25 protein-coding genes are annotated in these 24,280 nt (G+C 32.7%); 8 read left to right on the top strand and 17 right to left on the bottom strand.

Features of this window, described 5'->3' with window-relative positions:
• Positions 1-20: 20 nt before the first annotated feature.
• From J6V67_RS03960 to flhB, 4 genes are read left to right on the top strand one after another with little or no spacing between them, the layout of a single operon-like run.
• Positions 21-557, top strand: coding sequence for a 50S ribosomal protein L25/general stress protein Ctc (locus tag J6V67_RS03960; protein ID WP_291859078.1), 537 nt, complete (start codon positions 21-23; stop codon positions 555-557).
• On the top strand, positions 557-1,111 hold the full coding sequence (gene pth / locus J6V67_RS03955) for an aminoacyl-tRNA hydrolase (RefSeq protein WP_291859075.1): 555 nt from the start codon (positions 557-559) through the stop codon (positions 1,109-1,111). Before J6V67_RS03960 ends, pth begins: the two co-directional genes overlap by 1 nt.
• Before the next feature lie 53 nt (positions 1,112-1,164).
• Entirely contained in the window at positions 1,165-2,298 is a 1,134-nt protein-coding gene (gene nspC, locus J6V67_RS03950) for a carboxynorspermidine decarboxylase (RefSeq protein ID WP_291859072.1), read from the top strand.
• Positions 2,299-2,307: 9 nt separating this feature from the next.
• Complete coding sequence (gene flhB / locus J6V67_RS03945) at positions 2,308-3,384, top strand: flagellar biosynthesis protein FlhB (protein WP_086228752.1); 1,077 nt, start codon at positions 2,308-2,310, stop codon at positions 3,382-3,384.
• Between the two features lie 254 nt (positions 3,385-3,638).
• Here flhB and thiS read toward each other — a convergent pair whose 3' ends face one another.
• From thiS to J6V67_RS03885, 12 genes are all read right to left on the bottom strand, one after another.
• Positions 3,639-3,839, bottom strand: coding sequence for a sulfur carrier protein ThiS (thiS, locus tag J6V67_RS03940; protein ID WP_086229880.1), 201 nt, complete (start codon positions 3,837-3,839; stop codon positions 3,639-3,641).
• A complete protein-coding gene (locus J6V67_RS03935) occupies positions 3,839-5,431 on the bottom strand; it encodes an ABC-F family ATP-binding cassette domain-containing protein (protein ID WP_291859061.1) in 1,593 nt (530 codons plus the stop codon). Before J6V67_RS03935 ends, thiS begins: the two co-directional genes overlap by 1 nt.
• A gap of 9 nt (positions 5,432-5,440) precedes the next feature.
• Positions 5,441-6,628 (bottom strand): tetrahydrodipicolinate N-succinyltransferase N-terminal domain-containing protein, encoded by a 1,188-nt coding sequence (locus tag J6V67_RS03930; protein ID WP_291859058.1) that lies wholly within the window; start codon positions 6,626-6,628, stop codon positions 5,441-5,443.
• 19 nt (positions 6,629-6,647) lie between these two features.
• The gene (locus tag J6V67_RS03925) at positions 6,648-7,793 is read right to left on the bottom strand and encodes a hypothetical protein (protein WP_291859055.1); all 1,146 of its coding nucleotides are present in this window, start codon (positions 7,791-7,793) and stop codon (positions 6,648-6,650) included.
• Positions 7,790-8,095, bottom strand: coding sequence for a flagellar motor switch protein FliN (gene fliN / locus J6V67_RS03920; RefSeq protein WP_291859053.1), 306 nt, complete (start codon positions 8,093-8,095; stop codon positions 7,790-7,792). The genes J6V67_RS03925 and fliN overlap by 4 nt, the downstream gene beginning before the upstream one ends.
• A complete protein-coding gene (locus J6V67_RS03915; RefSeq protein ID WP_291859048.1) occupies positions 8,092-8,511 on the bottom strand; it encodes a restriction endonuclease in 420 nt (139 codons plus the stop codon). Before J6V67_RS03915 ends, fliN begins: the two co-directional genes overlap by 4 nt.
• Positions 8,512-8,619: 108 nt before the next feature.
• Positions 8,620-9,366 (bottom strand): tryptophan synthase subunit alpha, encoded by a 747-nt coding sequence (trpA, locus tag J6V67_RS03910; protein ID WP_291859046.1) that lies wholly within the window; start codon positions 9,364-9,366, stop codon positions 8,620-8,622.
• Positions 9,359-10,540 carry a tryptophan synthase subunit beta gene (trpB, locus tag J6V67_RS03905; RefSeq protein ID WP_291859043.1) on the bottom strand — a complete coding sequence of 394 codons (1,182 nt, stop codon included), beginning with the start codon at positions 10,538-10,540 and terminating at the stop codon, positions 9,359-9,361. Before trpB ends, trpA begins: the two co-directional genes overlap by 8 nt.
• A 4-nt stretch (positions 10,541-10,544) precedes the next feature.
• Positions 10,545-11,159: a phosphoribosylanthranilate isomerase gene (locus J6V67_RS03900; RefSeq protein ID WP_291859040.1), complete on the bottom strand. Its 615-nt coding sequence runs from the start codon at positions 11,157-11,159 to the stop codon at positions 10,545-10,547.
• Positions 11,156-12,256, bottom strand: coding sequence for a DNA adenine methylase (locus J6V67_RS03895; protein ID WP_291859037.1), 1,101 nt, complete (start codon positions 12,254-12,256; stop codon positions 11,156-11,158). Before J6V67_RS03895 ends, J6V67_RS03900 begins: the two co-directional genes overlap by 4 nt.
• Positions 12,253-13,854, bottom strand: coding sequence for an anthranilate phosphoribosyltransferase (gene trpD, locus J6V67_RS03890; protein ID WP_291859034.1), 1,602 nt, complete (start codon positions 13,852-13,854; stop codon positions 12,253-12,255). The genes J6V67_RS03895 and trpD overlap by 4 nt, the downstream gene beginning before the upstream one ends.
• A gap of 3 nt (positions 13,855-13,857) precedes the next feature.
• Positions 13,858-15,114 carry an anthranilate synthase component I family protein gene (locus tag J6V67_RS03885; protein WP_291859032.1) on the bottom strand — a complete coding sequence of 419 codons (1,257 nt, stop codon included), beginning with the start codon at positions 15,112-15,114 and terminating at the stop codon, positions 13,858-13,860.
• A gap of 134 nt (positions 15,115-15,248) precedes the next feature.
• Here J6V67_RS03885 and J6V67_RS03880 point away from each other — a divergent pair, with 134 nt between their 5' ends.
• Positions 15,249-16,043 carry a sulfite exporter TauE/SafE family protein gene (locus tag J6V67_RS03880; protein WP_291859029.1) on the top strand — a complete coding sequence of 265 codons (795 nt, stop codon included), beginning with the start codon at positions 15,249-15,251 and terminating at the stop codon, positions 16,041-16,043.
• 161 nt (positions 16,044-16,204) lie between these two features.
• Here J6V67_RS03880 and J6V67_RS03875 read toward each other — a convergent pair whose 3' ends face one another.
• The 5 genes from J6V67_RS03875 to J6V67_RS03855 all read right to left on the bottom strand — a co-directional run bounded on the left by J6V67_RS03875 (position 16,205) and on the right by J6V67_RS03855 (position 20,190).
• Entirely contained in the window at positions 16,205-16,759 is a 555-nt protein-coding gene (locus J6V67_RS03875; RefSeq protein WP_291859026.1) for a hypothetical protein, read from the bottom strand.
• A gap of 34 nt (positions 16,760-16,793) precedes the next feature.
• Positions 16,794-17,459: a molybdate ABC transporter permease subunit gene (gene modB, locus J6V67_RS03870; RefSeq protein WP_291859023.1), complete on the bottom strand. Its 666-nt coding sequence runs from the start codon at positions 17,457-17,459 to the stop codon at positions 16,794-16,796.
• Positions 17,456-18,364, bottom strand: a complete 909-nt coding sequence (locus J6V67_RS03865) for a sulfate/molybdate ABC transporter ATP-binding protein (RefSeq protein WP_291859020.1) — start codon at positions 18,362-18,364, stop codon at positions 17,456-17,458. Before J6V67_RS03865 ends, modB begins: the two co-directional genes overlap by 4 nt.
• Before the next feature lie 7 nt (positions 18,365-18,371).
• Entirely contained in the window at positions 18,372-19,103 is a 732-nt protein-coding gene (gene modA / locus J6V67_RS03860; protein ID WP_291859016.1) for a molybdate ABC transporter substrate-binding protein, read from the bottom strand.
• A gap of 301 nt (positions 19,104-19,404) precedes the next feature.
• Positions 19,405-20,190: a TOBE domain-containing protein gene (locus J6V67_RS03855; protein ID WP_291859013.1), complete on the bottom strand. Its 786-nt coding sequence runs from the start codon at positions 20,188-20,190 to the stop codon at positions 19,405-19,407.
• 180 nt (positions 20,191-20,370) lie between these two features.
• Here J6V67_RS03855 and J6V67_RS03850 point away from each other — a divergent pair, with 180 nt between their 5' ends.
• From J6V67_RS03850 to J6V67_RS03840, 3 genes are read left to right on the top strand one after another with little or no spacing between them, the layout of a single operon-like run.
• Positions 20,371-21,090 carry a VacJ family lipoprotein gene (locus J6V67_RS03850; RefSeq protein WP_291859010.1) on the top strand — a complete coding sequence of 240 codons (720 nt, stop codon included), beginning with the start codon at positions 20,371-20,373 and terminating at the stop codon, positions 21,088-21,090.
• A 22-nt stretch (positions 21,091-21,112) separates the two neighbouring features.
• The gene (locus J6V67_RS03845; protein ID WP_291859007.1) at positions 21,113-21,706 is read left to right on the top strand and encodes a phospholipid-binding protein MlaC; all 594 of its coding nucleotides are present in this window, start codon (positions 21,113-21,115) and stop codon (positions 21,704-21,706) included.
• Positions 21,703-24,117 carry an MMPL family transporter gene (locus tag J6V67_RS03840; RefSeq protein WP_291859003.1) on the top strand — a complete coding sequence of 805 codons (2,415 nt, stop codon included), beginning with the start codon at positions 21,703-21,705 and terminating at the stop codon, positions 24,115-24,117. Before J6V67_RS03845 ends, J6V67_RS03840 begins: the two co-directional genes overlap by 4 nt.
• Positions 24,118-24,280: the final 163 nt, after the last annotated feature.

Below are 24,280 nucleotides of genomic sequence, written 5' to 3'. Positions count from 1 at the left end.
TTTTATTTTAAGGAAAGATAATGTTAGAAGGCATTGTTAGAGAGAGTATTGACAAAAGAAGCACAAAAGCTCTTAGGAAAGATGGTTATCTAATCGCTAACATTTACGCAAAAGGTATTGAAAATATCAATGCTGCTTTTAAAGTAAATGATTTTATTAAAGCTGTAAAAGCTAAAAGCGGTTTGAAATTTGATGTAAGCGTAGGTGGTAAAACTTACAATGTTGTAGTTGTTGATTATCAAAAACATCCAGTAACAAGTATGTTAAAACATGTTGATTTGAAAGTTGTTTTACCAGATGTTGAGTCTAAATACCTTGTTCCAGTTGTTCCAGTTGGTACTCCAGCAGGTATTAAAAATAAAGGTGTTTTACTACAATCTAAAAAACGCTTAAGCGTAAAATGTAAAGGTAAAGACCTTCCAGATAGCTTTAACATTGATGTAACTCCACTTGATATTGATGATACAGTTTTAGTTCGTGATATCGTAGCACCAGAAAATGTTCGCATAATTGATGCAGGCCGTGTGGCAGTTTTAGGTGTTGTAAAAGCTAAGTAATGATCCTAATAGCCGGACTAGGCAATATCGGTAAGGAGTATGAAAATACTCGCCATAATGTCGGATTTATGCTCGTTGATCTTATTTTAAAAGATGGCGGGTTTAGTGATGTTAGTTCGGCTAAATTTCAAGGTGAGCTATATAAAAAAGGCTCACTTCTTCTTCTTAAACCCTCCACATATATGAATGCAAGTGGTAAATCTCTAAAAGCTGTAAATGATTTTTATAAGCCCGAGCGCATAATAGTAGTCCATGATGAATTAGATATTGCTTTTGGTGCGATGAGATTTAAACATGGCGGTAGTAGCGGCGGCCACAATGGTATTAAATCTATTGACGCATTAATAGGCAATAGTTATGATAGAGTTCGCATAGGTATTGGTCGTAGCGATAAAGGCGAAAGAAATGTGATTAGTTATGTTTTGGGTGAATTTGATAATAGTGAGATGACGCAACTTAATAAAATTTTACTTCATGCTAAAGAAGCTGTTTTAGCCTTAGCAAATTCTGGTGATATTGCAGCTATTTCATCAAAATTTACACTTAAAGCATAAAATTATCTTAATCCTAAATTTGATATAATACTAAAATTAAATTTAGGATTAACATGAAATTAGAAGATATTAAAACTCCAGCCTATGTTTGTGAAGAGGCTAAACTTAAGTCAAATTTGAATATACTTAACTATGTTGCCACAGAGAGTGGAGCTAAGGTGCTTTGTGCGCTTAAGGGCTTTGCTTTTTCCCCTGGTATGCCATTTGTCTCTAAAATGTTAAATGGTGCTACATGTAGTGGTTTAATAGAAGCTAAATATGCCAAAGAGCATGGTTTTAGAGAAATTCATACCTATTCTCCAGCTTTTAGCGATGATGATATAGATGAAGTTTTATCAATTAGCCATCATGTTGTTTTTAATAGTTTTGCACAGTGGAGAAGGTTTGCTGCTAAGGCTAAAAATAGTAAAGCTAGCATAGGCTTACGTGTCAACCCAAATGTCTCAGCTAGTCCAACTGATATGTATAATCCATGTGGAAAATATTCTCGTTTAGGTATTACTAAAACAAACTTTGAATTTAATGAGCTTGATGGAATTGAAGGATTACATTTTCACGCACTTTGCGAGGAGAGTGCGCAAAGCTTAGAGATTGTTTTAAAAGCATTTGAAGAGCAATTTGGTCAGATTATTCCACGTATGAAATGGATTAACTTTGGTGGAGGCCATCACATCACAAAAGCAGGATACGATATAGAGCTATTAATAAATTTAATTAAAAGCTTTTCTCAAAAATATGGTGTACAAGTCTATATTGAACCAGGTGAAGCTGTAGGTTGGGAGTGCGGGTTTTTGATTGCAAGTGTGCTTGATATTGTAGATAATGAGCAAAAAACTTGTATAATTGATGCCTCAGCTGAATGTCATATGCCTGATACGATTTTAATGCCATATCGTCCAAAAATTAGAGGCGAGAGAGTTGATGGTGAATTTTGTTACAGATTTGGTGGAGCGACTTGCTTAGCTGGCGATATAGTAGGAGCTGAGGCCGGTGAGCCAATTTATAGCTTTGATAAGCCAATAGATATCGGCGATAGGGTAATTTTTGAGGATCAAATTCACTATACAATAGTTAAAAATACTACCTTTAATGGCGTTAAGCTTCCAAGTTTGGCAATGATGGATGAGAGTGGCAATGTCACTATTTGGCGTGAATTTGGTTATGATGATTATGCAAAACGAAACTAAGTAGATTAAATGGCAGACGAACAAGAGAAAACCGAAGAGGCCACCGCCAAGAAGATTGAGGATGCTAGAAATAAAGGTAATGTCCCTAAATCTCAAGATATGAGCGGCTTTGTAACATTGCTTGTGGGATGTGTAGCACTCATTGCTTTGATGGGATTTATGGGCGATCGAGTAATGAATTTGTATCTATATTATCAAGATATAATTGGCACTCCGCTTACTAGAGAGCTGTTTTTTAAGATTGTAATTCATTCGGTTTTACAGTGCTTGCTTATACTTTTACCGCTATTAATTTGTGTGATGATCGCAGGTATTATTGCTAATGTTATGCAGTTTGGTTTTATCTTTACTACTGAGCCGCTTACGCCAAATTTCTCTAAACTTGACCCAATTAAAGGTCTTGCTAATCTTTTTTCACTCAAAAAAGCTGTGGAGACGGTTAAGATTGTAGTTAAAGTTTCGGCAATTTTTGGCTGTGCGTTTTACGTATTTTTACAATTTATTACCGAGTTGCCTTATACAATGTTTTATACGATGTTTGACCAGTTAGTTTGGCTTAGAAATAAAATGTTTATTTTAGCTGGGATTATGCTCTTGCTCTTTATGCTGATTGCAATTGCAGATATTTTTATCGTAAGGTATCAATATTTTAAAGGGCTTAGGATGTCTAAGCAAGAGGTAAAAGATGAATACAAGCAAATGGATGGAGATCCTCGTGTCAAAGGGCGAATTCGTCAGCTTCAGATGCAAGCAGCCAAGAAGCGTATGATGCAAAATATTCCAGCAGCTGATGCTATTATAACTAACCCAACTCACTACGCTGTAGCTATCCGTTATGATAAAGATAAAGAATCAGCACCTGTAGTGCTAGCTAAAGGCGTGGATCATTTAGCTCTAAGAATTAGACAGATTGGCATTGAGCATGGAGTGCAAATAGTAGAAAATCCGCCTCTTGCTCGTGAGCTATACCGATTGTGTGATGTTGACGATCAGATTCCAGCTACGCTATTTAAGGCTGTGGCCGAAGTGCTTACATTTGTATATTTAGGTAATAAGACTAAATTTGCTAAAAGATTAAATGGGTAAGTGTTTATTTTTTAAGTATTATCATTAGTTGTGATTATACTTGCAAAAGCAAGGTATAATAATTTTTTACGTATTGCTTATAGTATAAGAGTTTGTTGCCATTTTTAGTAGTTTAGATTCTTTTTGTAGAATGTTTAATAGCAAAATGATGTATTAAAAATGGCAATTAGTATGAAACGCAAAAAGGCTTTAGTAGAGTATTGCCTTAATGGTTTTCTTAATGTATATAATGATATAGCAATTAAATTAATTGCTTAGCCGCCACCGACAAATTCAACAATTTCGATTTTCATCTGATCTTTTAGTTTGAATTCATTCCAGATAGTCCGTGGGACTATCTGCATATCAACTTCGGCAGCAACTCTGTTGCTATCATAGTTTTGAGATTCTATGAGCTGGGCTAGATTGGTATCATCAGCGATATTAATTAGATTTGAGTTTAGCCAAATTTGCATTACTTCTCATCCATTGCATAGGTTGTACGATACTCTTCGTAGCTACCTTTAAAGTCTATAATTTCACCATTACCTTTTAGGTGTAATATTCTATTGGCAAAGGCATCGATTAGTTCCCTATCGTGACTAACGCAAATACAGCTACCGCTAAAATTATATAATGCTTCACCTAAAGCAATGATAGCCTCTAGATCTAAGTGGTTATTTGGTTCATCTAATATTAGTAAATTTGCTCTTTGTAGCATTAGTTTTGAGAGCATTAATCTATGTTTTTCCCCTCCACTTAGACTGCCTACTTCTTTTTCTTGCTCAGCTCCACTAAATAGCATTCTACCAAGGCATTTACGGATCTCATCTAGATCTTTATTTTTGCTATCTTGAAGCCATTCATATAGCTTTAGAGTACCTGTTATTTTATTTGAGCTATCTTGTGCGAAGTAGCCTGGCTCAATCGTAGCTCCGATATGTACCTTGCCACTATCAGCTTCTAGTTCACTCATTAAAATTTTACATAGAGTTGATTTACCTACGCCATTAGTGCCAATAATAGCGATTTTATCACCTTTGTTCATTTTAAAATTAAAATTATTCAAAATCACCTTATCATCAAATTTTTTATTGATGGCAGTTAGCTCTATTAGTTCATTTCCTATTTCACGATTAGTTCTAAATAAAATACTAGGATCTCTACGGCTAGAAGTTTTAATCTCATTTATTTGAAGCTTTTCAAGCTGTTTGGCTCTACTTGTTGCTTGTTTAGCCTTACTAGCGTTAGCGCTAAATCTAGCGATAAATTTCTCTAGCTCTTCACGCTCTTTTAGCTTTTTATCCCTCTCCATTTCAGCTTGTTTAGCAACTAAATTTGCAGCTATATACCAGTCGTCATAATTGCCGCTAAATTCTCTAATTTGTTTAAAATCTACATCTAAGATATGAGTACAAACTCGGTTTAAAAAGTGTCTATCATGGCTTATGACTACCAAAGTTCCTTCATGATTGATTAACTCTCTTTCTAGCCATGCAATAGCATCGATATCAAGGTTATTTGTTGGCTCATCAAGGAATAATATATCAGGCTTAGGAAATAGTACTTGAGCTAATAAGATTTTAACCTTATCACTGCTTTCGATTTCGCTCATTAATTTATCATATTCATGCAAACCAAGAGAACTTAGGATTTTTTCTATTCTAGTCTCATATTCATAGGTAGGATCCTCTTCGGCGCTAATAATCTCAAGCTCGCTAAGACGCTCATTAATCTCATCTGTAAATTCTTCACTCAAATAGAGCTTTTCTTTTTCTTTAATTGCATCATATAATCTTTTATTACCCCATAAAACAGCATCTTTTAAGGTAAAATTTTCAAATGCAAATTGATCTTGACCTAAGACACCAATTCTCTTACCTGATTCTATAATAATATCACCACTAGTATGTTCTACTTGAGAACTTAAAATTTTTAAAAATGTCGATTTTCCAGCACCATTGGCACCTATTAAGCCGTATCGATTGTGTGAATTTAGCTTTAAATTCACATCTTCAAATAGTAGCTGAGAGCCAAAACGGTGCGTTAAGCCTTTAATTTCAACCATTACTATTCCTTAATGTAAGTCAGCATTTAGCTTAATAGCCCTTTTGCTGATGCTAGCTGTGATTTGACCTGTTTGACTATTTTGGCGGTAGTGAATACCATTTAGATTTGATAATTCAATTGCTTTGTATATCTCTTTATCAAATTTAAATTCAGGATTTAAATTTTCAAGAGCCTCTTTATCATTTATATAAACTTTTGTACCTTCAAGAATTGCTAATCCAGCATCTACTATACAATCATCGCCAAGAGGCACGCCAGTTACTGAATTAGCGCCTAAAAGACATCTTTTGCCTACGCTAATTGGATTACCGTTTGTACCGCTTAGTACGCCTAGAATGCTAGCGCCTCCACCTACATCACTTCCATCGCCCACGCTTACAGAGCTTGAGATTCTGCCTTCTACCATTACTGGGCCGGTTGTTCCAGAGTTGAAGTTGATATATGAAGCGCCCGGCATTACTGTTGTGCCAGGTGCTAGGACTGCACCCATTCTTACTTTTGCACTATCTAGTATTCTAGTATTATCACTTGGTATTATGTGATTTAAGTAGCGTGGGAATTTATCCACGCTCACTATATTTGGATACCAGCCTTTCATTTTTAACCAAATTTCATTCTCTCTTAAGTGATCTAGTTCGTGTGGATTGCCATCGCTATCCCAGGCTAAATTTGGTAATAGGCCAAAGGCGCCATTAAGATTTAATGATCGAATTTCAGCTTTATTTAACGATAGTAAATATAGTTTGAGATAGACAGCTTCAACACTTTTTGGCGCATCATCACTATATAAGAATGTTACTACAAACTCAACATCATTTTCTATTTCGCCATCATTTAAAATCTCATCTATTACTAGTAGATTTTGGACATTTTTATGCTTATCACCTTCGCATTCATCTAGTAAAAAATCAAATACATTAAGCGCATCAGCTGTAATGGCTGAATTGATTGGTGCTACAAATTCACTCCCACTATTATCTATTTTTATACCATTTTTTTCAATTGCCCAGTTTAATACAGCTGCACTTCCATAATTTTCATTCATATTTACTACTGCGTAATTTACGCTGATTGTTTTGGCTGATTTACCTTTTATGCTTCTACCGATTGCAAATGCAATTGGATCTTTATAACCAGCTTGAGAACGAATCTCATCGGTAAATTTTTTTAAATCATCTAAATTTTTAATATTCATATCTTTCCTTTTATTTAAATTAAATTGACTCTTTGTCCATCATATCTTTGTAGCTACTTAGAGCATTTTTACGCTCTTGTAGATAGCTATTTAGTCTTGGCTTGCTTTGTTGTATAATCAGTTCAAAATCATCTTGACTTTTTATTCCATCTTCGCCAAATTTATCCAAAAGTACATTTGAATTACCTACTAAAGCTAAATATTTTTGGTTTTCGTAGTTTAGTAAAACTACTTTATTTTGGGCATCTAATGACTTTTCATAGAGGACATCTACACTATCATTGCCCCAATTAAAGTTACTTATAGTGGCTGTAGTGGCTTGAAAATTTGAAGCGGTTTGATAGCTTGAGTTTGCTTGCGAATTTGGTGAGGATTGAAAATCTTGAGCCGTTTGATAACTTTGTGCTGATTGTGAATTTGTAGTGCTTTGATGATTTTGTTCTATTTGAAAATCAGCGGCTTGATAATTTTGCGATACTTGTGGATTTGGTGTAGCAATATCAAATGGTTTTGGATTTGGCGTAACTTTTGGTGTATTTATAGTAGTTTTAGCAGTTTGTATGCTTTTGGCTTGTTGATGTTTTTTTGTATATTTAGCTTTGATAAACATTAAAAAAACAAAGAGTGTAAATAGAACTAAAATTACTATAATGTAGTTTGTATACATATCATCGCCACTATCTTTTTTGGTTGGGATATTAGCTAGTAGATTTTGTTCTTTTGGTTGAGTATTTGCAACTTGTGTTGGTTTGATATTTTGTGCTGATTGGGCAGTTTTTTCTATAGCTGACTGACTAGTAGATTTAATTGGGATTTGTGGTGTTACACGGATTCTAAGACCAAATTTATCGCTAGTTTTAGAGGCAACTATAGAGATTGGCTTAGATGATTTTAGCTGTAGTGTAGCACTATTATTAGCTGAGGTAATCAAAATATTTTGGATAATATTTGATTTGATCTGCTTGCTTACTTGACCTTTTAAAGATAGATCGCTTAGGATGATATAGGTTAAATCAGCGTTATTTTGTTGTTTTATAGTGCCATCATATGGAGCATCAAAACTAAGCATAATATCGATACGCTCATCACGTTCATATATATTGTGAGTAAGCAAATTTGCTGCCCAAATTGGCAGAGCTATAAACATTAAAAGCCAAATTTTCATATTAGCTCTCTTCTAAAATATTGGATTACAGATTTAGAATCTAATATCTCATTTATACGGATTGCCAAGTTTTTTTCATATACCATTACCTCGCCCTTGCCAAATATTCTATTATTGATGTATAGTTCTACGCTTTCACCAGCTGGTTTATCTAAATCGATAACTGAACCAACATCAAGTCGTAAAAGCTCACGTACGCTAATGGTCGTCATACCAAGATCGCTAATAAACTCTACGCCAATATCTAGCAACTCATCGTAGCCACGAAATAATCCATTTTGGTTTGTATTTGTCTCGTTCATACTTTTTTATAGCCTATTTTGAAAGTTTTATTTTTCATTTTAAAGATATGAGATTTTTCAAGTCTAACTGGAAATCTCTCGACTTTGCCTAGAAATTCAGGTGTACCAAGCCTATAAATTCCATCATTGTTATCACTTAAGAGATGCTTGGCATAACCTACGATTTGATTAGCTACCTCTCTGCTTAAATCTCCTAGTTCAACAGTTTTAGCCTCTTCTGGGTTAAATAATTTATCTAAAAAAAGCTCTAGAGTCTCTTTTTTAAAATATAGAAAAAATTGAAATTCAGTATCATCTTTATACAGTGGAATACTAGCACCATATAGATTTTTACCTAAGCTTTTTCCCTCTTCTATCTCATAGCCAAAGACATCTGTGCAAAAGTGTCTAGTAGCATAATTGATAGCATTTAGCATTATAATCTCCTTGAGTTTTGGCTAATATTATACAAAATTTAGCTTTAAAAGAGTTTATTTGACTAAATTCTGACTGATTTTAGTTTGAAATTTAGTCAAATTGTGTAACTATTCAAATAACTCTTTTATCTTTTGATGTGCGGTTTGTGGGTCAAATTTGCTTGTAATCTCTACAATTTTTGTACCTATGATTGCGCCATCTGCGTACTCTTTGGTTTTTTTAACATCGCTTGAGTTTTTAATCCCAAACCCAACTGCAACTGGTAAATTAGTATTATCTTTTATAAACTTAATCATATCCTTGAGTCTATCTAGTGAACTTTGTTCGCCACCAGTTACACCAAGAGAGCCAACTGCATAGATAAAGCCCTTAGAGCCATTTAAGATTTCCTTTGAACGTTTAGTGCTTGTAGGTGCAATTAGACGGATTAAGCTAATACCATATTGTTCGCACTTAGCAGCAAGCTCGCAACTCTCCTCATAAGGCATATCAGGCACTAAAATCCCACTAATACCACACTCTAAGCTTTGGCGCAAAAATTTATCTTCGCCATAAGCTAAAATAATATTATAATATACTAAAAATACTAATGCTTTAGAGGTTTTAACACCTTTTAACATATCAAATACTTTGGCTGTATTTACACCATTATTGCATGCTTGAAATGCTGCGTTGGCTATGAGCTTACCATCTGCTAGAGGATCAGAATAAGGTATTCCAATCTCAATCATATCAAGTATGCTATCATCAAGTAAATTTAAAAACTCTTTGCTGTATTCAAGACTAGGGTATCCAGCTACAATGTAGCCTATATTTGCTTTTTTGTCTTTAAAAGCATTTGCAATCTTATCCATATATCGTTCCTTTTTTATAATCCATTATAGTATGCATATCTTTATCACCTCTACCGCTTACATTTATTACGATATTTGAGCGTTTTTGCAGTGTTGGACATAATTTATCTAAGTAAGCTAGAGCATGCGAACTCTCTATGGCTGGGATTATGCCTTCAAGCTTTGATAATAGTTTTAAAGCATTAATGCATTCATCATCGCTAACTGCGTAGTAGCTTACTCTTCCTATATCTTGTAAGTGTGCATGCTCTGGTCCAACACCAGGATAATCAAGCCCAGCACTAATGCTATGTACTGGCAAGATCATACCAAATTCGTCTTGAAGTACTATGGTTTTCATTCCATGTATTATCCCTTCATTACCTTTGGTTAATGTAGCAGCGTGATATTTTGTCTCAATTCCTAGCCCTGCAGCTTCAATTCCAATTATATTTACACTTGGGTCATCAATAAAAGCTGAGAATATTCCAATTGCATTACTACCTCCACCAACACAAGCGATTATATAATCAGGTTTTACCCCAATTTCTTCTAGTTGAACTTTGGCCTCAGAGCCAATTACAGTTTGGAAATCTCTAACAATCTTTGGATATGGATGAGGCCCTACAGCTGAGCCAATTACATAAAATCTACTCTCAATCTCATTTACCCACGCTTGAATAGCTGCGGTGGTAGCCTCTTTTAATGTGCCAAGCCCATCACTAATAGGCACAACATTAGCACCTAAAAGCTCCATTTTATATACATTTAACGCCTGACGCTTAGTATCGCATTCACCCATATACACATCACATTCAAGCCCTAAAAGAGCAGCCGCTGTAGCAGTAGCTACTCCGTGTTGCCCAGCTCCAGTCTCGGCCATTATTTTTGTTTTCCCCATTTTTTTAGCTAGTAGGGCTTGGGCTAGGGCGTTGTTGATTTTATGCGCACCTGTGTGATTTAAATCCTCTCGTTTTAGATAGATATCATGTCCATAATGCTCGCTTAGTCTTTTAGCGTGATATAATGGACTAGGTCTTCCTACGTAATCTTTTAAAAGTCCGTTAAGTTCGGTTTTAAACTCATCACTTTTTGCAATCTTTTCATACGCTTCTTCAAGCTCTATTAAAGCACTCATAACAGTCTCAGGGACAAATTGCCCTCCAAATTTACCAAAATAGGCCTTTGCATTCATATTTTTATTCCTTAATAATTTTTAATATCTCATATATTTTTTGGGGATCTTTAATCATATTTTTATCTTCTAATTTGCTATTAAAATCTAGCAAAACTGCCCCTATTTTTAACGCATCTTTAGCATTATGCGCGCCTAGCCCGCCAGCTAGACCAAATTTGCCCTTAACTCCATCTAAAAGTCTCCAATCAAAGCTAATTCCATTACCGCCTAAGCTTACGCCTTTGGCATCATATAAAATAAGATCGCAATTTTGACTTAAATCTGGCAATTTTGAGCTTACACTACATGCTTGCCATAATTTTATACTATTTGAGCTAAATTTTACAAAGTCTTGCTCGCTTGCTTGGGTATAAATTTGCACTACATCAAATTTAGCCTCTAAAGCACTATGCAAAATCTCATCTAAATTTTTACTATCATAAACTCCTACAGCCTTTATATCATAGCTATGAGCTAAATTTACTATATCTTTGGCTGTGTCTAGATCTACTTGGCGTGGGCTTTTAGCTAGGATAATTCCTATAAAATCTACTTTCTTGCCATTATAATTAACTTCACAGACGCTTTTTGCCTCATCTTGGCTTTTAATCCCGCACACCTTAATCAAAACGCTCATTTGATCTCCTTTTTGATAATGTAGAGATACTCAGTTACATAAAGTTCACGATTGTTTAGATTTCTACTAGCCCTGTAGGCTGGATATTTTATCTCTTTAGTATAGACTTTACCTATTTGATTTAAATTAGAGATAAACTCATCTTTTGTTATAAAGCCTTCAGAATTAAAAGATATTACTAAATATTTAGCCTTAAATTCGCTTAAAAGATTGAAAAATTCCTTACTTGCTAAGGCTTTTTTATTATAATTTGAGCGATTCCAATTATCTGGTATTCCGCTTATTGTGCTGATTTTATTTGTATTGGGTGCTTTAAAATCGCTAATTAAATTTAGCATAAAATAGTTTGAGCCATACGGATGTTGATTATAAGGTGGATCAAAATATGCTATATCCACAGATGGAGCAATCTTGGCAAATTCTAACGCATCATTTTGAAATACTTCAAATTCGCTTTTAAAATTTGAAAATACTGGCATCTCAAGAGTAATTTTGCCTAGAATTCTACTTAAAGCATTCTCTCCGCTTCCGCCAAATTTGCCTATTCCATTTTTATCTTTATAAAAGCCTTTAAACACTCCACCAGTATTTGAATGCACTGAAGCCTTACTAAGTAAAGGAGCGATAAAAAAGTTTTGAAATTCAGCTGGGATTTGTTCTATGGCGTGGCGTAATCCACCAATAATCAAAGCGTTTGAGCGAGAATAAAATACCCGCTCATTATTTTTTATATTATTATCGTCCTTTGGAGCATAAAGCTCACTGATAAAACTCTCTTTTGGAGTAAAATTATTTTGAATTTGAGCGTAATACTCTTTTAAAGCATTTAATAACTCTAAGCTAGAGTTTGATAGATAGCAAGAGTTTATAATATATGAATATCTTTCTAAATCATTAGCTAAAACTAAACTAGAATGCGCCTTGGCAACTCGTGCGACTACACCGCTACCGCTAAATACGTCGGCAAACTCAATGCGTTCTTTTTTAAGCTCATTTTTAATATCAATTATAACATCTTCAATATGATTTAAAAGCGCTCTTTTATTGCCTAAATAGCTAATTAACTGAGTAGTTAGATACTCTTTGTCTTCTTTCACTTATTATCTCCGGTGTAGTTTTTATAAAATTCCCAAACTTTACCGCTATTTATAGCATTTAATATTATATCTTTAGCAATCATAGGCGAAACAGCTGCATCAGCAGCATATAAAGCAAACATTGCATTTAAAAGTACTATATCAAATTTAGCCCCGCTAAGTTCTCCTTTTAATGTGGCTCTTAAAATATCAGCATTATAGCTAGCATCGCCTCCAGCAATATCAGCGTGAAATGCTCTATCAAAACCAAACTGTTCAGGCGTGATTTTATACTCTAAAATTCGGCCATCTTTTATTTCGTGGATTAGCGTTTCATCGCATAGAGTAATCTCATCCATACCATCCATACCATGGACTACTAGAGCGTGTTTTCGTCCAAGCGATAAAAGCGTTCTAGCAATTAGTTCATTTACCTCTTCAAGGTAGTTTCCAACAACTTGATTAGATAGGTTTAAATTTGGATTAAGCAAAGGGCCAAGGATATTAAATACACTCCCAATCCCAAGTCGCAATCTAACATCACGCACACACGCAGTTATAGGATGAAAATATGGAGCATGAAAAAAGGCTAGATTTTGCTCATTTAGTTTAGATTTTAAATGTTCTATATTGCTATCAAGATTTATACCAATCTGGCTTAAAATATCGCTACTTCCGCTTTTTGATGTTATAGCTTTATTGCCGTGCTTAGCTACTTTAACTCCTAGTGCAGCTAGAATAAAACTTACCGTAGTAGAGATATTTATAGTTTTTAGTGCATCTCCACCAGTGCCTACTATATCTATCATTTGTGAGTTATCGCTGTAGGTTGTAGAGTATTTTAGTATATTTTTAACAAGTGCAGCTAAGCTATCTGGATATAGCGACTTTTCGCTTATTAGCACTAAAAGTGCACCTAGTTGTACATCATCATAGTTTTTATTATAAATTTCTTTGCATATTATCTCATAGTCGCTAGCATCTAATGGAAAGCCTTTTTGCAATTTAGTCAGAAATGGGGCAAAATTTGCTTTTTCTTGAATTTGATCTTTTACTTTATTTAATGAGACGAAATTAGCAATTATCTGCTTTCCATATTGGCTAAAAAAGCTTTCAGGATGAAACTGAATACCAAAAATTTGCTTATCTTTATCCTCTAGCGCCATGATAATTCCATCACTGCTATATGCTGTAGCTTGCAAGTTTGGCGGTAGATTATCTACATATAATGAATGATATCTCATTACGCTAAAACTACTTGGTAACCCATCAAAAATGATGCTGTTATTTTGAGTTTGAATTTGGCTAGTTTTACCATGTACTGGAGTATCAAGTACTTTTATATCAGCACCATTTACTAGACCAATTGCTTGATGGCCAAGACATATTCCAAGAATTGGAATACCTAAATTTGCCTTTAGGATATCAATGCAAATTCCGCTATCTTTAGGGTGTTTTGGTCCTGGGCTTAGGATAATTTTACTAGGTTTTAATACTTTAATTTCATCAATGCTAATCTCATCATTTCGTACACATTTTATAGGCTCATTAGTTGTATCTAAAAGATATTGGTATATATTATAAACAAAGCTATCATAGTTATCAATCATTAAAATCATAGTTTAATCCCTTTGAGTTGCGTATTGTTCAAAAATTTTTAGGCAACTTTTGCGTTTGTTGCAGATCTCATCATACTCATTTTGAGCGATACTATCCCATACAATTCCAGCTCCAGCTCCGATAAATACTCTATTTGAGTTTAAATCTTTAGTAAAGATAGCTGAGCGAATAAGAATAGCCATTTGCATATCACCATTAAAATGCCAAAATCCAATTCCACCACCATAAATTCCACGACTATAATCTTCAAGCTCATTTATGATCTGCATTGCTCTAATTTTTGGGCTGCCACTAAGTGTGCCAGCTGGAAATATAGTAGTAAGTGCTTGCATAGCAGAAGCTGAGCTTTTAAGTTCTGCGTAAATATCGCTTACAATATGCATTACGCTTTCATATAGCTTTATATGCATTGGATTGACTACCTTTACGCTACCTTTAAGAGCAAATTTGCCTATATCATTTCTAGCTAAATCAATAAGCATTCTATGTTCACTAAGCTCTTTTTCATCGCTTAATAACTCTTTTTTTATCTCCTCATCTTCATTAGCATCTACTCCACGCTTTCTTGTACCAGCAATTGGGCTTGTGTGGATTATTCCTTTTTTAATCTCTACTACAAGTTCGGGGCTACTACCAACTACAATTCCAAATTCGCTTGGATAGTAAAACATATATGGGCTAGGATTTTGAGCTTTTAAAATTTGATAAAACTCAAGTGGATCAAAATCGCTTTCTAATTCTAAGGTTTTAGATAAAACAACTTGAAATATATCTCCGCTTTTTATATATTTTTTAGCAGTTTGGATCATATTTAAGTAGTGTTCTTTTTCATTTTTTAAATCAGTTTTTATAGTGTAGTAGTAGTTTTGGTTTTGAATATTTTGAGGTTTTATATTTTCAAGCTCTTTAAAGTAGATACTATCTCCATAAAAGCTATAAATTTTACTTTGTTTATCATAGTGCAAATATGCTTTAGCATCGCTGTAGTGATAAAGTGGAAACTCATATAAAGTAGGTTTTGTATTGCCAATATTTTCAAATTTATATACTGCCTCATAGCTTAAAATCCCAAAAAGTCCAGCAAAATTTGAGATTTTATTGCCATTTTTGATCCTTTCATTTAGCTTAGCAAAATCATCTCCACTTATGTATTCGCAATCAATTCCTATGATGGCTTGAGTTTCATCTTCGGCTAGATATGAGCGAGGATATTTGTTTAAAATTTCTTTAAAATATATAGTGGGATCATATAAAAGCATCTTAGCTCCAAAAAGTTTTTTTAAAAAAATATTATACAAAAATTTTTCTTTATCAATCTTAAAATTTAACCTTTTAAAGCTAATTTTATCTTAAGATTATTATAATAGGGCATTAATAAAATTAAGGTATAAAAATGGTTGGCGAATTTAATTTAATGATATTTGATAATGTTTTTGTAATATCGGCGGCTATGTCATTTGCTATATTTGTAGTAATTGGTATGGGGATTGGGTTTGTTAGCGGATTTTTTGGCATTGGCGGTGGTACTATTTTAGTTCCGATATTATTAAATTTAGGTTTTGATATTAAAAGTGCAATTGGTATTAGCGTTCTTCAGATGTTTATGGGTGCATTATTTGGTAGTTATGTAAATTATAAAAATAAAAAATTAGTACTAAATGATGGAATTATAGTCGGTATTGGCGGGCTTGTTGGAGCAAGTTTTAGCGGATTAATTGTAGCTAATACACCTAGTATAGTGCTTAAGCTAGCTGTGCTTTTTATGCTTATGGTTGCAATAGTTAAATTTTTTAAAACCGATGTGCAAAATCCAAACCCAAAAGAGATCTCAAAACCTATAATGTTTTGTGTAGGGCTATTTGTTGGCGCTGTGGCAATATCTGTAGGACTTGGGGGAGCTTTATTTTTAACTCCGATTTTTGTTGGTTTTTTAAAAATGGATATTAAAAAAGCTGTATCAATCGGGCTATTTTTTGTGGTATTTAGCTCATTTGCTGGACTTATTAGCTTAGCAAATGCTGAATTAGTAGATTATAAAACTGGTTTAATGATAGGAATTGGTTCTATAATTGGGGTCTATTTTGGTGTTAAGGCCGGTCATAGGGTTGATAAGCAAATTCAAAAAAAATTAGCCTTAGGGCTTTATATAATTATGTTTATTTTAATGGTTAAAAATATCTTATCTTAGGCTAAATAGCTAAAATTTAGTATAGAAATAAATTTAATACAAGAGATCATAAACGCTTTTTAGTCTATTTTTTATTCTTTGTAATTTAAAAGGTAAAATAAGTAGCTAGTTTTAACTAACATAGCAAAGCTTTGATTTTAAAGTATTGCATAACTAAAAACTTAAAACCCATTTAAAATATCTATAATTTTATTTATAATTTCAGCTTCAAAATTTGATTGAGTTTGAGCTTTACCATAGTCGTAGCTAGATTTTTGACTTTGTAAATTTAGATTTGTTTGATACTCTTTGCCTTTGCTAATAGCGATAAATAGCTCTGCTTGAGCATCATAAAAATGTTCATTTTCATATCTAGAATCAAATCCACCCCCAAATCTACTTCCAAAACCAATTCCCCTAAATCCGCCAAAGCCAATACCAAATTCCATAAAGTTATTAGGGCGAATATCACTATTTTTACGCAGATAATTTAAGTTAGTTTTAATAATAATATCAGGATTTTGTATAGCTTTTTTGTAGCCATTTTCTTCTAAAGCTTTAGTTAAATTCTGTTCAAAATTTGGTGAAAATCCTTGTGATGATAGATTAAAGCTTAAACCTTTAATTTTTTCAGTGATAAAAATTGGATTTGAAGTAGCTATATAACTATGTTGGATGGATTTGCCGCATCCAATAAACGCTAAAATAATAAATAGATAAAAAAGTATATTTTTCATATTTATTCTCCAATTTTTTAAATTTTAAATTATACTATTTTTTTGCCATTTTTTGGTTGATAAAATAGACTAAAAATAACACCAAAAAGCTAATAGCAAGCATTGCAGCTGAATAGATATGCGCTAACTCATAATCTAAAATCTCTACAGCATCGTAGATTGCAATACTTGCGACTTTAGTCTCTCCTTCAATACTTCCACCAATCATTAAAATAACGCCAAATTCACCCAGGGTATGAGCAAAACTAATGATAATCGCACTTAGTAACGATGGTTTTATATTTGGTATTGCAACACGAAAAAGCGTAGTAATGCGCCCTTTACCAAGACTATAACTAGCCTCAATTAATGAATTTGGAAGCGTTTTAAAGCCTGATAAAATTGGTGAAAACATAAAAGGAAGCGAGTAAATACAGCTAGCAATTACAAGACCGGTGAAGTTAAAAACTAGCCGCATATCAAAATGCTTTTGTATGAATTCACCCAAAAATGAATATGGCGATAAAAGTATTAAAATATAAAAGCCTAGCACCGATGGCGGAAGCACTAGCGGCAAAGAGATCAAACTCTCAATAACAGGCTTTAGCTTAAATTCGCATCGTGCTATAATGTACGCAAGTGGCAAACATACAATAAATAGTATAATAGTAGATATAAAAGCAAGTTTAAATGATAATAAAAATGGCGTCCAATCAATCATTGTATAACCTTTAAATTTGACATATCAATACTTAGAGTTATAATATCGCCAATTTTTAGAGTATTTGGTGTTAGATTTGTGATTGTGTTGCTAGAATTTAGCTGGGAATTTATGGTGGTTGTTTTTAAATTTGGCGTAGTATTTGGTATTAAATTAGACATAGAAATCTGATAAATTTGATTTGCATGCTCGCAGGTGATAATGCCATTGTTGATCTCTAAAACTGTAGCCATTAAGTTGATATTTTGTCCTAAATTAGGACTTAAAAATATCTCTTTTGGTGTACCAGTTTTAGTAATTTTGCCATTTTCAATACAGTAGATACGACTTGCAAGTCTGTAAATTTCGTGCTTATCATGGCTAACTAAAATGATACTTATAGAATATTTTTTATGAATTTGGCTTAAATATTCTTGTAATTTTGCTCTTAGATTGCTATCAAGTGCTGAGAGTGGCTCATCTAAAAGCAAAAGATTAGGGCGACGCATTAGGCATCTAGCTAATGCTGTGCGTTGCTTTTGACCTCCTGAGAGCAGGCTAGGGTTGGTATTGCAAAATTGCGATAATTCAAAAAGCTCTAGCAATTCTTTAGCAAATTTAGGATCATTTTTAGCAAAAAGTAGATTTTGAATTACACTCATATTGGGAAATAGGGCGTAATCTTGAAATAGATAGCCGATATTTCGTTTTTGTGGAGGTAAAAATGTGGATTTATCATAATAAATTTCTTCTTTGTTTAAAATCTCTCCTTTATCAGGACGCTCAAACCCAGCTAATAACCGCAAAATAGTGCTTTTTCCACTACCGCTTTTACCATATAGTGCAATAAACTCACCATTTTGAACTTCAAATTGAGCATCTAAATAGAAGTTTTTAAAAGATTTTTGGCAGTTAAATTTTATCATTTTATCCCTAAATTACAGGTGTATAACCAAATTTTGCAAAAATATCTTGAGCGGTTTTGCTTAAGATAAAGTCGTAAAAAGCCTTGGCTAGTTGATTGTCCTTGCCATGAGTTAAAATCACCATTCCTTGGTCAATACTAGTATGAAGTGAATTATCAAGTATTAAGTAATTATTATATATTTGCATCTGTTTAGCCATCAAAGAACTAGCTGCAACAAATCCAATATCGCCAGCTTTTATAGTTTGATTTAGCGCATCACCTATACTATTGGTCTTTATAATTTTATGCTTGATGTCTTCGTAAATTCCAACTTTTTGTAGTATCTCAAGAGTAGCAGCACCATACGGGGCAGTTTTTGGATTGGCGATTATTATGGTTTTGATTTTATCATCTTTTAGGGAGTTAAGATTTGGCTTATGGCCTCTAATGCTTAAAATTGCCACCTTGCCACTAGCATAAATTTGAGGCGCATTAATGGCAAATTTATCATTATAAAGTGTTTGTGCAAAGTCCATATTTGCACTAAAAAATAGATCAAATGGGGCACCGTTTTTAATCTGTGCAACCAGCTTACCGCTTGAACCAAGAGATATATTGATTTTAGCATCTGGGTAGAGTTTTATAAATTCACGCTTGATCTCTTCTAAAACATAAGCAGTATTTGCTGCAGCTGCAATATTTAAACTAGCAGAAAATGAGCTAACTATAAAAGTTAAAAGTAACAAGAGTATTTTCATTTTTATCTTTCATATTTTAAAATTATATTTTGAAATTATATGGTAAAAATATAAATATATAGTAATTTTATTTATATAAATTATATATTTATATTTTTAAAAAAGTTGTTAAATTAGTCAAATTTCTTAAAACCAAAATCTATTTTAAATTTGTTGTTATATGCTAGATTTATTATCAAATATAGCTGTCATTGTAAGCCAACTAATCAGCTTGCAATGACGAAAAAATCGCCATTGCGATGAATTAGCTTGTAGCTATTAAAAAATAATAAGTTTGATTGTTAAAATTATAAGTAGTAAATTAAATTTGGGCGCCGATTATGATCTGGCTAGCTTTGATAAATAGCTCTACATCATCGCCGACATTTATTTTCATATCTTGAGCTGATTCGTTTGTTAGAGCGACATATATTATTTGATTACTGCCTATATTTACGGCAACTTGCGCATTTACTGCCCCTAAAGTAGCTTGAGTTATTTTGCCTTTGAGTCTATTTGATGCAGATATTTTTAGCTCGTTTTCATCTGCTTTAGCTAGAATTACACTTGAGGCTTTAAATATAAATAAAACTTCCTTGCCAACTTCTAAATTTAACTCTTTTTGGCTCTCTAATGCAATTATAGCTTTTAGCTTGGTTCCATCATTTAGCATAGCAGTTATTTTGGCATTTACTGCACCTAGATTAATATCTGTTATTGTAGCTTGAAGTTGGTTTCTAGCGCTGAGTTTCATATTTATCCTTTTTAGATTATTTACATCGATTTGACTGTGCGCACATATCTCTTTTAAAAACTCATTTTGAGCTTTTAAAATTACTTCATATCTACTAATAATCTCTTTAGCATATGAGCTAAGCTCGCTTCCGCTATTTTTACGCTTGCCATCGACTCTTAAGATAAGTGGCTCTTTAGCGCGTGAGTTTATAAGATCAAGACAATCCCAAGCATTTTTATATGAGATATCAACTGCATTTGCTGCTCTAGTTATGCTTTTAGTTTCATCAAGAGCTTTTAATAATTTAATATGTTTGGGCAATAAAGCTATTTCATCATCTAAAAATAGCTCAAGATTAATTTGAGCCTTCATAAAAACCATTTTCCTTTTTAAATATAATTATTACTAAGTTTATTATAATATAAATTTCTTAAAATTATAGTAGAATTTAGATAAATTATTGAAAAATCTAGTAATATACTAAATTATATAATTAAAACTAATTTTAAGTTTTACTTTTATATAATTTTAGATTTTATTTTTGGAGAAAAAATGGGTAGAATTTTTATTGTAATTTTAATATTTTTTATGAGTTGTTTAGCAAATGATATAGACTCTTTTGAAGATGAATATTCTCAAAGTAGCAGCTTTGACCCACTTAGCGGATATAATAGAGTTATGACTAAATTCAACCATACTCTATATCAAAATCTGTTTGTACCGACATTTAAAGGTTATGATTATATTATGCCAGATCCTGCTCAAGATGCTATAAGTAATTTTTTTGATAATTTAATGTTTCCAATTAGATTAGTTAATAATCTTTTGCAGTTTAAATTTGTAGCAGCTGGAGAGGAGACGCTAAGATTTATTGCTAATACTATAATTGGTTTTGGTGGTATAAGCGATGTAGCAACTAATGTTTATGGGCTTAAAAGACATGATGAGGATTTTGGTCAAACACTTGGATATTGGGGAATTGGTAGCGGTTTTCCTATAGTATTACCAGTTTTAGGACAGACAAATTTGCGTGATTTAGTCGGTATGGGCGGTGATTTTTTTATTAACCCATTAACATATACAAATGAAGCCTTTAGCGATGATGGTCATAAATATTTTCATCTAAATTTAGCTGTTAAATCATGGCAATTAATTAACGATGGTTCTAAAGATCCAGAACTATATAATAAGCTTACTAGTGGTGCAATTGATTTATATACATTTATAAAAGATGGCTATGAACAACGCAGAAATGCATTGATTCAAGAGTAGAATTAAAAAATAGGAGGGTAATGTGAAAAAAGTTTTATTTTTATTATTTTTAATTTGTGGTGTAGCTTTTGGAATTGAGTTTAAAAAAATTGATGATACGCTAAAGAGTGATTTTAAAAAAGCAATAGAGATAATGAATGATAAATCTATAGCAAAAGAGCAAAAGCCTTTAGAGCTTTTTAAGCTTTTTGATGGATATTTTGACTACTCACTGATGGCTAGACTCTCCCTTTCTAAGCAATATAATGGGCTAAATCCTATGCAGCAAGATGAGTTTAAAAAACAATTTATAGCAAATTTAAAGGCATCTTTTACGCAAAAGCTTGGATATTATAGCGATCAAGAGATTGAGTTTGTAAAAGGCGAAATGGGAAACAAAAATCGATACAATGTCTATGCTGTAATAAAAAATAAAAGCGAAAATTATCCATTAATTTTTAAATTTCATCCAGCAAATAAGAGTGATTATCTAATCTATGATATTGATATTTTAGGCGTGAGTTTAGTTCAAAGCTATAGAAGTCAGTTTAATGATTTAAGTAAAAATGCAGGCTTTGATGAGATTATAAAGCGTCTTCAAAATGCAACAGCTGATCATAATGCCACTGTTAAATGAAAAAAATATTTAAGCTAATTGTCGCATTTCCTAAGGCTGTTTTAGCGTTTAGTTTGCTTATTTGCCTTGGAATAGGAGTCTTTTCTTATAAACTTGAGATTGATGCTTCTACTCAGACTTTATTACTTGAAAATGATAAGGATTTAGCTATTTGGCGTGATATTGCTAAACGCTATGATAGTAAGAATTTTTTAGTTATTGCTTATACGCCAAATTTAGGACTTTTAAACCAAAATAGCCTAGATAAAATCGCAGCAATCTCAAGAGAGCTTGAGAATTTAAAAAGTGTTGATTCAGTTTTTTCAATCTTAAAAGCCCCACTTTTAACTAATAATCCCAATTTAAGCATTAGTGAACTAATAGAGGATGTGCCAAATTTAAGCAAAACTGGTATCGATATGGCCAAGGCCAAAGATGAGCTAATGAATAGCTTATTATATAAAAACTCATTAGTTAGTAGTGATTTTAAAACCACAGCTATTGTGGTAAATTTAAAAGATGATGAGACTTATGCTAGATTTTTAGAACAAAGAGCAAAGCTAAAAGAGTTGGGCCAAGAATTAGCAAATTTAGAAATTGAATTTAAAAAATACAGAGACGCTCAAAGGATTGTTGAGCATGAAAATATTGCTAAAATTAGGGAGATTATAGAGCGCTATAAGGGGGATGAGCAGCTATTTTTAGGCGGCATTAGTATGATCGCTGATGATATGATAAGCTTTGTTAAAAATGACTTAGTAGTTTATGGAAGTAGTGTTTTAGTGCTTCTTGGGTTTTGTTTATGGTTATTTTTTAGACAAGTTAGGTTTGTAGTTTTACCAGTGATTGTCTGTTTTTTAAGTGTAATTTTAGCAAGTGGACTATTTGGGCTTTTAGGTTATGAGATTACCGTAATTAGCTCTAATTATATAGCCCTTCAGCTAATCATTACAATTTCAGTGGTGATTCACTTAATCGTAGCATATCGTGAGTTGTATTTAAAACATAAAATTTATACAAATGCGCAGTTAGTTTATCTTACTTTGCGTTCTAAATTCACACCTTGCTTTTTTGCAATTTTTACTACAGTAATTGGATTTTTATCACTTTGCCTAAGCGATATTAAACCAATTATTATGCTTGGGGCGATGATGAGTGTGAGTATCTCTATATCGCTTTTAGTTGCATTTTTTATTTTTGGCAGTTTGCTTATGATGCTTAAGAAAAAAGAGCCAAAAATGAGCTTTGAAAATCACTTTAAATTCACACAGTGGTGTGCTAAATTTGCCATAAATCAACCAAAAATAATATATATAATTAGTTTGTTTATAGTAGTTATTGGTATTTATGGTATTAGTCAGCTTAGGGTTGAAAATAGTTTTATAGGATACTTTAAATCAAATACTGAAATTTACCAAGGTATGAAGGTGATCGATCAAGAGCTAGGCGGAACGATTCCTTTGGATGTGATTATTAAATTTAAACCAATTGAGCAAAATAGTGATGATGAATTAGGCGAATTTGAAGATGAATTTGGCGGTAGTCAAGAGGAGCAATATTGGTTTAATGCTTATAAGCTTGATATTATTAAAAGAGTTAATAAATTTATTGCTGAGCGTGAGTTTGTTGGAAATGTTGGCTCGCTTGCTACTTTACTTGAAGTAGGAAAAAGTATAAATAATGGTAAGGAGCTTGATCCGCTTGCACTCTCGCTAATTTATACAAATTTACCTAATGAGTATAAGCAGCTAATCTTAACACCATATATAAATATAGAAAATAATGAGGCAAGATTTAGTATTAGAACTATCGATAGTGATCCAAATTTACGCCGTGATGAGTTTGTCAAATCACTCAAGGCCGATTTGCAAAAACTATTAAAAGATGAACCAGTAGAGATTCAAGTAGCTGGCGTAATGGTACTATATAATAATATGCTTCAAGCGCTCTTTAGTTCACAGGCTGATACATTTATATTTGTAGTTTTGGCACTATTTTTGGTTTTTGTAGTAATTTTTAGAAGTATTAAGTTATCACTAATTGGAATTATTGCAAATCTTGTTCCTCTGTGTGCTGTATTTGGCATAATGGGGATTGTAGGAATCCCGCTTGATATTATGAGTATTACAATTGCTGCTATTAGTCTTGGAATTGGGGTTGATGATATAATCCATTATATTCATAGATTTAAAAAAGAAAATCGTACACATAATATTTTTAGCGCAGTAGAGCGTTCACATGCAAGTATTGGCTATGCTATGTATTACACATCTTTTGCAATATTTTTAGGCTTTAGCGTGATGAGCCTTAGTAATTTTTGGCCGACTATTTATTTTGGAATTTTGACAGATTTGGTTATGTTTATGATGTTGCTTGGAGCTTTGATACTACTTCCAGCGATGATTGTATCATTTTATAAGGTGCGTATTTAGGTATTATAAGCTAGAAAATTTTTATAATAACGTTTAAATTATAAAGAGCAATTAAAAAGTATTAAACTCTAAAATTGCTCTATTTTGCCTTTTAGTTTTTTAGAAGCATATTTATAAACTCACTTTCATCTAGGCTATTTTTAGCGATGAAATTCTTTAGACT

This window comes from Campylobacter sp. (genome assembly GCF_017646085.1).
GTDB lineage: Bacteria > Campylobacterota > Campylobacteria > Campylobacterales > Campylobacteraceae > Campylobacter.
The sequence above is the reverse complement of the archived record's forward strand: the minus strand, read 5'-3'. Positions and strand labels throughout refer to the sequence as shown.